This is a genomic window from Desulfovibrio sp. An276, assembly GCF_002159665.1.
GTDB classification, from domain to species: Bacteria; Desulfobacterota; Desulfovibrionia; order Desulfovibrionales; family Desulfovibrionaceae; genus Desulfovibrio; species Desulfovibrio faecigallinarum.
Map to the genome: position 1 here is coordinate 128737 of NZ_NFJC01000003.1, position 10973 is coordinate 139709.

At 57.3% G+C, this 10973-nt stretch carries 8 protein-coding genes; 5 read left to right on the plus strand and 3 right to left on the minus strand.

Annotated elements, in window-relative coordinates; all coding sequences use genetic code 11:
* The first annotated feature begins 83 nt into the window (after nt 1-83).
* The 3 genes from B5F76_RS03330 to B5F76_RS03340 all read left to right on the plus strand — a co-directional run bounded on the left by B5F76_RS03330 (nt 84) and on the right by B5F76_RS03340 (nt 2468).
* On the plus strand, nt 84-902 hold the full coding sequence (locus B5F76_RS03330; RefSeq protein ID WP_087351061.1) for a transporter substrate-binding domain-containing protein: 819 nt from the start codon (nt 84-86) through the stop codon (nt 900-902).
* A 139-nt stretch (nt 903-1041) separates the two neighbouring features.
* On the plus strand, nt 1042-1764 hold the full coding sequence (locus B5F76_RS03335; RefSeq protein WP_204218305.1) for an amino acid ABC transporter permease: 723 nt from the start codon (nt 1042-1044) through the stop codon (nt 1762-1764).
* Entirely contained in the window at nt 1761-2468 is a 708-nt protein-coding gene (locus tag B5F76_RS03340; RefSeq protein ID WP_204218306.1) for an amino acid ABC transporter permease, read from the plus strand. The genes B5F76_RS03335 and B5F76_RS03340 overlap by 4 nt, the downstream gene beginning before the upstream one ends.
* A gap of 68 nt (nt 2469-2536) precedes the next feature.
* Here the strand turns inward: B5F76_RS03340 and B5F76_RS03345 are convergent, their stop codons facing one another.
* Complete coding sequence (locus B5F76_RS03345) at nt 2537-3166, minus strand: ankyrin repeat domain-containing protein (protein WP_087351070.1); 630 nt, start codon at nt 3164-3166, stop codon at nt 2537-2539.
* 442 nt (nt 3167-3608) lie between these two features.
* Between B5F76_RS03345 and B5F76_RS03350 the strand changes: the two genes are divergently transcribed.
* On the plus strand, nt 3609-4466 hold the full coding sequence (locus tag B5F76_RS03350; RefSeq protein WP_087351073.1) for a sulfite exporter TauE/SafE family protein: 858 nt from the start codon (nt 3609-3611) through the stop codon (nt 4464-4466).
* A 22-nt stretch (nt 4467-4488) separates the two neighbouring features.
* Here the strand turns inward: B5F76_RS03350 and trmD are convergent, their stop codons facing one another.
* On the minus strand, nt 4489-5748 hold the full coding sequence (gene trmD, locus B5F76_RS03355; protein ID WP_087351076.1) for a tRNA (guanosine(37)-N1)-methyltransferase TrmD: 1260 nt from the start codon (nt 5746-5748) through the stop codon (nt 4489-4491).
* 683 nt (nt 5749-6431) lie between these two features.
* Between trmD and B5F76_RS03365 the strand changes: the two genes are divergently transcribed.
* Complete coding sequence (locus B5F76_RS03365) at nt 6432-10016, plus strand: sigma-54-dependent transcriptional regulator (RefSeq protein ID WP_162608661.1); 3585 nt, start codon at nt 6432-6434, stop codon at nt 10014-10016.
* Nucleotides 10017-10098: 82 nt separating this feature from the next.
* Here the strand turns inward: B5F76_RS03365 and B5F76_RS03370 are convergent, their stop codons facing one another.
* Entirely contained in the window at nt 10099-10611 is a 513-nt protein-coding gene (locus tag B5F76_RS03370; RefSeq protein ID WP_087351086.1) for a hypothetical protein, read from the minus strand.
* Nucleotides 10612-10973: the final 362 nt, after the last annotated feature.

A 10973-nucleotide genomic window follows, 5' to 3' on the forward strand; every position in this document is an offset into this window, starting at 1 on the left:
CCGGACACAAAGTGTTCAGATTCGGGTCAGGGACTTTTGTGTTCATACCTGCCATTCTGGCATATTTGCGACGGGGGACGCTTATGAAAAAGCTCGCTTCTCTTCTTGTTCTCGTTGCCATGGTGCTCGGCTTCAACGTCGCCACGGCAGCTGCGGCAGACCTGCCCGCGGACGTGCAGAAAATCGTCAAGCGCGGCAAGCTCAATGTCGGCGTGAAAACCGACGTGCCCGGCTTTGGCATGCAGGAACTGTCCGGCAAGTACGCCGGCATGGAAATCGATCTTGCCAGAAAGATTGCCGTGACCATGGGTCTTGACGCAGACGATGTGAACTTCGTGGCCGTGACAGCCAAGACCCGCGGCCAGCTCGTGGATTCCGGTGACATCGACATGGTCATTGCCACCTTCACCATCACCGAAGAGCGCAAGAAGACCTGGAACTTCACCACCCCCTACTACACGGACGCAGTGTCTCTGCTCGTGAAGAAGTCCAGCAAGATCTCTACCTACAAGGATCTTGAGGACAAGCTTGTTGGCGTTGCCGAAGGCTCCACCTCCAAGGACGCCCTTATCGCGGCAGCAGCCAAGGCTGGCGTGACCCTCACCGATACCAAGAATATCCAGACCTTCCCCGACTACCCCTCCATCAAGGCCGCGCTTGACGCAGGCCAGGTGCAGGCTTTCTGCGTGGACGGTTCCATTCTCACAGGCTACCTTGACGCAGGAACCATCCTGCTCACTTCCGCCCGCTTCTCTCCCCAGCCCTACGGCATCGTGACAAAGCTCTCCAACAAGGGGCTTGCCACCTACCTGGACGATCTGGTCAAGAAGTGGCTTTCCGACGGTACCATCGAAGGCTTCATCAAGGCCAACAAGGTTCCCCCGTCCTACGTGGAAAAGTAGTCTCATCCCATGATTGTCTGCCCTCCTGCCATACGGGACAGGAGGGCTTTTCAGCTTGCTTCATGGAGGGTTGACCCCTCCCAAAGCCTTTGTTTGCAAATGTCCGGATTTTTCCTGCCATTTGCAGGGGGCCCGTTACGTGATCGAACAAATCTTGTCCTATGAGAGCTGGATGGCCTTCTTCAAGGACTGGACGCTTTTTGCCCAGGCCTTCGGAGTTACGGTCATGGTCTCTGTTCTCGCCCTGTTGCTGGCTCTGGCCCTTGGCGTGGTCTTTGGCGTCATGTCCACCTCGCACCACACCCTGCCCCGCTTTATTGCCCGCGGTTATGTGGAAACCCTGCAGAACACGCCCTTGGTGCTGCAGGCCTACGTTTTCTACCTGGCCCTGCCCTATATTGGCGTCATGATAGGCCAGGTGTCCGTCGGCATCTACGCTGTGGGCATCTACCACGGCGCCTACATAGCGGAAGTGGTGCGAGCCGGCATACAGTCCATTCCCAAGGGACAGGCCGAAGCCGCGGCTTCGCAGGGCTTTACCTATGTGCAGACCATGCGCTGGATCATCCTGCCGCAGACAATCAAGATCATTCTTCCCCCTCTGGTCAACCAGATGGTCAATCTGATCAAGAACACCTCTGTCATTGCCCTCATAGGCGGAACGGACCTCATGAACAGAACCAACGACTGGGCAACGACAGGCGAGTGCATCTACGGCCCGCCCTTCCTGGTCTGCGGCATTCTCTACTTCATCCTCTGCTTTCCTCTGGCCACCTGGGGCCGCAACTACGAGGAACGCCTGAAAAAGCGTGACATCCAGAGCACTGACAAGCCTGCCAGCACGGGGGAAGCAGCATCGTGATCGAAGTCATCAGCAAAACATTCACGCCCGAAATCATGCAGTACCTTCTGGGCGGCGCCTGGCTTGTCATAGAGCTTTCCGTCATTATCTGCATCTTGAGCATCTTTTTCGGGCTCATCCTTGCCCTTCTGCGCAGCTACGACAAGTTTGTCCTGGGGCGCCTGGCAGGAATATACATCGAAATTTTCCGCAACACCCCGAACCTCATGTGGGTGCTGATCTGCTATGTGCACGCGCCTTTGCCCACAGCCTTCATGCGCTGCACCTTTGCCTTTGTGCTCTTCACTTCTGCGGCCATAGCGGAAATCATACGCGGCGGACTCAATTCCATTCCCAAGGGGCAGTTCGAGGCAGCCTATTCCCAGGGCTTCAACTTTGTGCAGACGCTTGTCTACATCATCCTGCCCCAATGCTTCAAAAATATCGTGCCCACCCTGCTCAGCCAGGTTATCACTGTAGTGAAGGATACTTCCTTCCTCTCCATGGTGGCTGTAGCAGAGCTCATGTTCCGCTCGCGCAACGTGCTTTCGCTCCTGCCCCGCTACACGGGCCAGACAGTGGGCATCGAGCAGGTGGCGGCCATCTTCGGTTTTGCCGCGCTCATCTACTTTGTCATCAACTTCTCGCTCTCCTGCATAGTTCGCTGGTACCAGGAACGAGGCAAGAGCAAGGCCGAGGCAAGGACTGCCAATCCCTCAGCCTGATTGTTTCGTAGACGGATATGAAGGGGGCCAAAGGATATCCTTTGGCCCCCTTCATGCGTTCTGGCGGGTCATGCGCCCTGCTCTGCCTGTTCGAGGATTTCCACGCACTCCTCATCGCCACTGTCTCTTGCGAGATCAAGGGCTGTTTTGCCGTCCCCATCCCTGGCATGCACATCGGCTCCTGCCGCGAGGAGGGTCCTTACGGTTTGAGGATCCTCAAAGAGAACAGCGGCGTGCAGGGGCGTGCGACCAAGATTGTCCCTGGCCTCAAGGCTTGCCCCGTGCTCAAGAAGTGGCGCTACGTTTGCGCTTTCTGCGTAGTGCAAAACACTTGCACCTTCCTTGTCGCGCAAGGCAACGTCCGCACCGGCAAGAAGAAGCTTTTTTACCAGGGCAGGTTCGTTTCTGCGCGCAGCAATGAACAAGGGCGGCGTTCCGTCCGAGCTTTGACAATTTACCTGCGCACCTCTTTGCAGCAAGGCCTCAACCACAGGGCCGCTTCCGCGGTAGAGCAGGGCAAAGTGCAGGGCACAGCGCCCGTGCTCACCCCTCATGTCCGGATCCGCAAACGCAAGAGCCATGTCCCTGGCCCTGGAAAATTCCCTGCGGTCCAGAGCCAGCTGAAAGTCGTGCATGGTTCCCTCGGAGGGGGATGGTGACGTACAGGACACTGTAGGAATGATAGGCTTGGATGGCATGAAGGGCTCCTTCTGTGAAATGGCTGCCTGTCTGGATATCCGGAAATTTCAGCAAGGTGCCGGACAGGTCGTGTCCTGCAAGACTAGCAGGGTTCAGGACAAAACAGAAGCTTTTCCCTGTTCCTGTACATATTCCCGTATCCGTATTTCTCCATAAGTCTTGTCATCACCCGCTTGCACTGCGATGCACCTGCTCTCATTCAGTCACGAAAATATCGCGCAATGAATGAAAGCGTGATTATTTTTGCCATTCCGAAATTATGTCCACAAAGGTGTGCGTTTTCCCGGACAAACCAGTAATTGCAATATATTGACACGACTATTGCGCGATTCCCATATGCCTTTCTGTTCTCCTTGGCCACGAATATGGTATTTTGCGTGATTGACAAATTCACGATTTTTATTATTTTCGTGACAACAACTAGCGTGACAGGAGGTCAATATGGATTTTGCCGGATACATGCCTCTCCTGATTGTCGCAGCCTTCCTCATTTCCCTTGTGTGCTCCACGGTAGGCGTCTCGGGAGCCTTTCTGCTCTTGCCAGTGCAGGTTCTGGTGCTTGGCAGTACAGCCCCTTCCATCAGCTCCACGAACCAGCTTTTCAACATTTTGGCTACCCCCGCCGGAATCCTTCGTTTCCTGAGGGAAGGGCGCATGCTCTGGCCTCTTGCCCTGCTCCTTTGCGCAGGTACCCTGCCGGGACTCTTTCTGGGTCTTTACCTGCGCACAGGCCTCCTTGCCGGCGCAAGAGCCTTTACGATCTTTGCCGCAGCTGTCCTGTTCTTTACGGGTTTTTCCATGCTGCGGGGAAGGAAAAAGAGTGCTTCAAAATTCCAAAGAGGTGTCACAGAGCTCAGACTTATCACCTGTACGTGCAAGCGTCTTGTCTTTGCCTTCCAGGGCACGCAGTACGCATGCTCTGTTCCGGGACTTGTTTGCCTGAGCCTTGGTGTTGGCGTTGTCGGGGGAGCCTACGGCATTGGCGGAGGATCCATCATGGCGCCCTTCCTGGTCTCGCTTTTCAACCTGCCTGTGCACGCCCTTTCCGCAGCCACCCTCTTTTCCACCTTCATGACAGCCATAGCCTCGATTGTGGCAAGCCTGGCTCTCCACGCTCTTGACCCTGGCCTCGACATTCTTCCCAACGTGCCCGTGGCGCTTTGCCTGGGTGTTGGCGGCATGGCTGGCATGTACTGCGGAGCGCGCCTGCAAAAATTCCTCTCTTCGGACATTTTGCGCAAGCTGCTCTTTGTCCTTGTCCTTATGGCTGCCTTTTCGCTTGTGCTCAGGATTCTCTAGCTCCTCCCAAAGGGGCTGGAGATCAAAAGAAATCTCCCAGAATGCGGTCGAGGACCAGGGAAAGGTAGACCCTGCCTTCCAGGATTCCCTTCGAAAGGAAGCGCGCAGGGCGCAGTGCTCCGTCGCATTCCCGCATGGTCTTCTTCCCGGGCAGACCATGGCGTCCGACAACAAGGACAACCGGCGTCCTTTGGGCAAGAGCCCGCATGTCCGCAAAGGACTGCGTCACCTCCTTCTTCGGCCATGTGGAAACCGTGTATATGAGGGGGCTTTGCCCGTGCAGGCGGCTCACTTCCCCTGCAACCTCTTCAAGGCTTTGCACGCGCAAAAAGTGCGTACTTTTCTGCTCCCCCTCTTCCCCTGCAAAGGTCCCACCAACCACAAATCCCGTACCCAGGGCGAAGCCCTCCTGCAGGGACAAAATATCCTCCACTCCCAGCTCTCCGTGCACAAAACGGGACTTTCCAGGGCTCCCCTTGCCAGAGTTCTCCTTGCCAAAGTGACGCACGGGCTCGTCCACAAGACACAGGTGTATGTTTCCCGAACACGAGTGTCTCCCGCTTTGGGCAACATAGGCAGCCAGATGCTCCGCGTCCTCCCTGCCAAGTCTGGCCCTTTCCAGAAGATCCGGCCTGCGTTCCAGGGTGCGTTCCAGGGAGCACTTCCTGTGCCAGGAAGCTATCTGGGCGTGGTTGCCCCCAAGGAGAACGTCCGGGACCCCCAAGCCCTCGTACACTGGAGGCCTGGTATACTGCGGATACTCAAGAAGGCTCTCCGAAAAGCTTTCCTCGTCTCCGGATTCCTCCTTGCCCATGAAGCCTGGCACAAGACGGGATACGGCCTCGATCACGGCCAGGGCTGCTGCCTCGCCCCCGTTGAGAACAATGTCGCCCACGCTTGTCTCCTCCAGGGGAAAGAGATCGAAAAGACGTCCGTCAAAGCCCTCGTAGCGGCCGCACAGTATGGTTATGTCCTCTTCCCTTGCGAGCTCGCGCATGAATTCCTGGCTTGCAGCCCTGCCGCTCGGGGACATGCACAGCATGCGCCCGGGCCTTGGCAGTGAGCGCAGCGCCCGCACTATAGGATCCGGCTGAAGCACCATGCCTGGCCCTCCCCCGTAGGGCCTGTCGTCCACATGCCTGTGGCGATCCTGGGTGAACTCGCGCGGATCCGTCACATCCACGGACAGGATACCCTTTTCAAGAGCCCTTTCCATGAGTCCTGTGGACAGGGCAGAGTCGAAAAAGGAGGGAAAGAGGGAGACTATATGAAAGCGCAGCATTTGATCCTCGCCATTTGGTGCAATTTGCAGGTTCAAGGTTGAGCCGAAGTCCCTGCTCCAAGCGCGGCCTATGCCTCAAAAGGCACGCTCTTGGCAAGCGGCAGCGTTTGCCCGTTTTTTTCCTGAGACAACCTCTTTAGGGAAAAAAGTGGTTTTGCATGCGGGATCAGCGTCTTGCTTTTTTCGCAATTCTGTGCTTTTTCAATCGTATATTGCGGACGGTTGTTTCGTCCCCCGAACGTTGTCAGAAGAGGTTGTCAGAATACGCCCCGTGCGCCGCACCCATGCCAGTGTAGGGCATGAAACAAAGGCCGGGGAGACATATGTGGCCCATGTCGGGAATCACGCCAGAGTTCGGTTGCCACAGGCAATTTTCCCAAAATTGTTTTTTCGCAAGCAATTGCATTCTTGCGGAATAAATCGGACTTTGTCTTGCGCTTCCCCATGACCGAATAGAACTTTCCCCAGCGACCAGCTGCATCTTCTTCCTGCAACCGGCAAAACCAGATAAAAACATTGACAAAAGCGACCCGGGCACATGTCTGGCGCTTTTGCCGCCACACACAAAAACAGGACTGTCCTGCCTCAAGCGGGATTGCCGTCTCCCATGCCGTGATACGCTGTATCCAAAGCCTTGTCTCAAGGCGGGTGACGGTCAGGACAGCAAAGGAATGTACGAGCGTATGGCAGACAAGGAAAAAAAGGACGCAGTCGAGACCACGTCCAGGCCCCAGATCCGCAGGTCCAGAAAGAAAACCGACACAGACGCGGGTACTGACCAGGCCCAGATGACCACCACTGACGCCCTGGAAGGCGAAGCCGAGACCAAGACAATACGCAGACGCCGCACGACTGTCGCTGGCGAAAAGACCACCAAAACAACTTCTGCACGGAGCACGCGCAAGAAGACGGACGAGAGTGAGGCAGCCCAGGACAGGCAGTACCACCTTCTTCCCGATGCCCTGGCCCAGGCCGAGGCAGAGCAAAAGTATGTCGCGGCCTCCCTTTTTGACGAGGAAAACGGAGCATCCCTGTCCGGGCAGGAGGAAAATCCCAAGGTTGCGGAGAAACCCAGGCGCCGCAGACGCCCCCTGAAGACCGAGGACGAGGCGGGCATTCCCTCCATCTCCCTCGCGGACGAACTTGCCGCTCACGAGAAGGCAGCATCCCTTGGCGAGCAGGGAGGCGTGCAGGCCGAAGAAACAAGCCAGACAGAAGACAGAAGCGAGGACATGGAGGTCGGCTCCTTCTCCTCCTTTGTCGCCCAGCTGAGCGGAAACAGAAAGCCTCAGGCAAACAAGACTGCCAAGAGCAGGACTGCCAGGACAACCCGCACAACCAAACAGGCCAAAAAGTCCACCCAGGCCACGCAGGAAAACGAGTCGGCAGCGACCGGTTTGGCGGAAGAAGCGGCACAGGACCTTTCCGATAGCTCAAAGGCCCGCATTATTGTTCCCGCCCCCAAGGCCGAGGCTGCCCAAAACCTCGCGGCAGAAGACTCGGAAATCCAGCCAGGAGCACACTCGGAAGCAGCAGTGGTATCCATGGCCGAAGCCATGGTTGAAGGCGGGCCAGACACAGAACCCGCACCCGCAGATCTTTCTGCCCAGGAAGACGAGGATGATTCTTTCGAGGAAGAGTCCTGGGACGACAATGTTGCCGAGGCAGATGCGACAATGGCCGAGAGCGGGGAAGCCGGCCTGAGCGAAAAAGACGCAGACAAGGATGGCGCAGAAGAAGAGAATACTGTCAGTGCACCCGCAGACGCTCCTCTCCCAACCCCCGACCTTGCCGAAAGCGAGCAGGCAACGCCTGCAGATCCTCTGGCAAACCTCACGCCAGAGGAGATTGAACACTGTGAGCGCATAGCGCATCACGTTTCCCTGCAGGAGAGCAAGGCCAGCAGCGACGACGACGTGACCCCCTTTATAGGCCACTTCCAGTATGGCGACGGCAGGGTGGAAACCTGCCTCATCGGCTCCGACGACGTGCCGCCTGTCTTTGCACCTGCTGACGAGAACAGGGCGCACAATTTCTTCCGCATCTGCCGTCATGTACATATTCCGGAAGACAATCACGCAACCCCCCTGCCGGAGGACGGCATCTGGATTCCTCCCCACCCTGCGCCCCGTCCCTCGCAGGCCCAGGCGCAGCGCGCAGCCCAGGAAAGCCTGTCTGCCCAGGAAAGCGTTGACAATCAGGACATACTTATTGCCGCGCGCGACGCTGCTCCTACCGACCGCAAGCCCCGCATCCTTGTGTGCTGGGTCGGCAAGGTGGACATCAGCGCTGCCCTGCGCCACGACATAGTCAATCCCGGCCCCATCCGCATGTTGCTCCAGTTTGTGCCGGCCTTTGACTATGTGCTCCTGCTCACTGCCGCGAACCAGAACGTGCAGGAGACCCTGAAAACGTGGCTTGCGCCCTGCATAAGCCCCGACAAGCTCGACATCAAACGGACGGTAGTGACCGACCTTTCCGATCACACCATGATAAGCCAGGTGACAAGACAGGCCATGGAGAACATAGTCGAGCAGTTCCATCTGCCCGAAAACGGCGAGGGCGTCACCTACCACCTCTCCCCCGGTTCTCCTGTTACCCACGCAGTACTCCTCCTTCTGGCCACCATACGCTACAATGGCGTGACCCTCATGCAGACCAGACTCGCCGGCATTGGCAAGGATCCGGACATTCTGACAGTCTCCCTGCAGGACATGCTGACAGACCAAAGTGTTCCGAACTTCGAAACACTCAAGGCCAACATCGCCCAGACCATTGCCGAACGCAAGGAAGCGGCAAGGGCCGAGGGCGCAGAAAGCGTCCTGCCAGAACCCGGAGAGCGGCGCGTGCCTCTCCTGCCAAAGCCCAGACACAGGCTCAAGGCAAGGGATCTTGTCCAGCGTTTCAGAAGCGGGCGAAAGACCAAGGCCAGTGCCCAGACTGGCAGCCAGACTGTGCTGCAGCCCAAAATCCAGGTTGTGCAGGCAGCCATGGAGCGTCCCTTCGACTTCGATATGCCTTCTGCCGTGCAGGACGAGACCAGCCTGCGTGCGCCTGTTCCAAGCATTGGCAAACCCTCCCGCATCGCGCCCTCGGCGCCCATGCCCAAGGAAGGCGAGCCCCCGGTGATCTCCGCAGAGCTTGGCGACGTGTACAAGAAGATGCAGCGCGTAGCCACCATGTTTGTCTCCATCCTGCTCCTTGGCGAGAGCGGCAGTGGCAAGAGCCGCCTCGCCCGCTATATCCACGAATGGAGCGGCAGGACAGGCAAGTTTGTGAGCCTTGACTGTGCAGGCCTGACAGACGACATGTTCTACACGGAGCTGTTCGGACGCGCAGGCGCCAATGTGACGCGCCCGCGCGAGGGAGCCTTCCGCAAGGCTCGCTCTGGCACGCTCTTCCTTGAAAATGTGAACCGTCTGACGCCCACCCAGCAGAGCATGCTTGTGCGCGTTCTGGCTACGGCCGGCGAGACCCGCCTGTCCCTGCCTGCGGCAACCCCCTATCCCGCTTGCACAGCACGCGTGCGCGTTATCGCCTCTGCCCTGCCGACCCTCATGGACGACGTGCGCAGCGGCCACTTCCGCACGGACCTCTACTACCGTCTGGCTGGCGTAAGCTCGCTGCTTCCGCCTGTGCGCGAATACACCTACGACGAGCGCGAGGACCTTCTGCGCAGCTTCCTTGTGGCCCTGCAGCAGAAACTCGGACAGTGCTGGAACTTCAGCGGCGAGGCCTGGGAGACCCTCATAGAAGAAAGGTGGCCAGGAAACCTGCGCGAGGTGTCCCGCATCCTGCAGCAGATTTGTCTTCTTTCGGACGCGGACTCGACCATCAGCCGCGAGGATGTTCTCGTTCAGCTGCAGCAGAGCCGCATAACGGATCCTGACGACATGCCCGAGGATAGGGAAAACACGATACAGGACTACCACTTCGGTCTGGACGGCTACATCCTGCCCCGCACGGACGTCGATGAGGGAGATGAGGACGAAGACGAGGACGAAGAGGACTACGACCACGATCTCGAAGACGAGCTCGACGAGCTGCGCAGGCTGAACGAGAAGACTAGATTCTTTGAGCTTGGTTCCGGAGAAAACCTCGACGACACCTTGAGCAAGATGCGTCTGGCCAAGATTGTCGAGGCCATGGACAAGACCAACGGCAACCGCGTGGAAGCCGCAAAGCTCCTCGGTCTCTCCTATGTCCAGCTGAACTACACCTTGAAGCAGCTGCTTCAGAACAGGCACAAAAACGGCCACGAAGGCTAGGTCTGACAGGCCTTTGGGCCTTCCTCTCCAAACAAAAAGGCGGCAATTTCTCGCCGCCTTTTTGTTTGGGTTCGTGCAAATTCTATCTTGCCCCTGCAAAGTTCAGGACAGGATTTGCCATGCGTATGCTTGCCACAATCTTGCGCACCTGATCGTTTTCCCCGACCAGGAGCAGCACGCCTACCTGCTGTTTGGGCATGTCTATGGTGGCAATGAGACGGGCGTCGTTGCCCTTGATGGTACCTTCGTACTCGACTCTGGTCTCGCTCTGGGAGACCAGGCGCATGGCTGCGTCAAACTGAGCCATGTTGGCCGTTGATTCGCGCACGATCTCGTCCAGGCTTTTCCCGAGGTTCGGAACCACGGAAACGGTCACGGCAGAGCGCGACCCTTGCGTCTGGGGAGCAAAGCCGGCAAGGCAGCGCGCGACCGTACACTCCATGCCCTCTGGCAGATTGGTAACCCAGCCCTCGGGCAAATCGATGCTGAAGGCCGGCAGACTTTCCGTGCGGGCCTTTGTATTCACTTCCTCTCCCGAACAGGCGCTCAGGGCCAAAAGCGCTACGAGAAGACAGACTGCGTGCACAAAGCGCATATATCCTCCTTGCAGGCCCCAATCCTCCTAAAAAACTGGGGACAGGGCTGTTTTTTTCCTTGCCTTACGCAAAATGCCTCTCCCTGACAAGGTCCCTGGGCAAATGGGGGCCTATGCGGAAAAATCCCAAAAAAAGGGAAGGGCCCCCTGTTCCTTGCAACAGGAGGCCCGGCAAATCCCGAAAGAGGATTTTGCGGACTTATCCTGAGTTCCCGGGATGTTTTTACTACCACGGGTCTAATTCAGCTGAGGTTCTGTACTAGTATACATACTTATCTCTCTGTAAATATAGTATAAAGCTTCAAGCCGTGTTGACATTTGAAGTGCAATTTTTTACGATGTGGTAATAAAAATTTTATCTT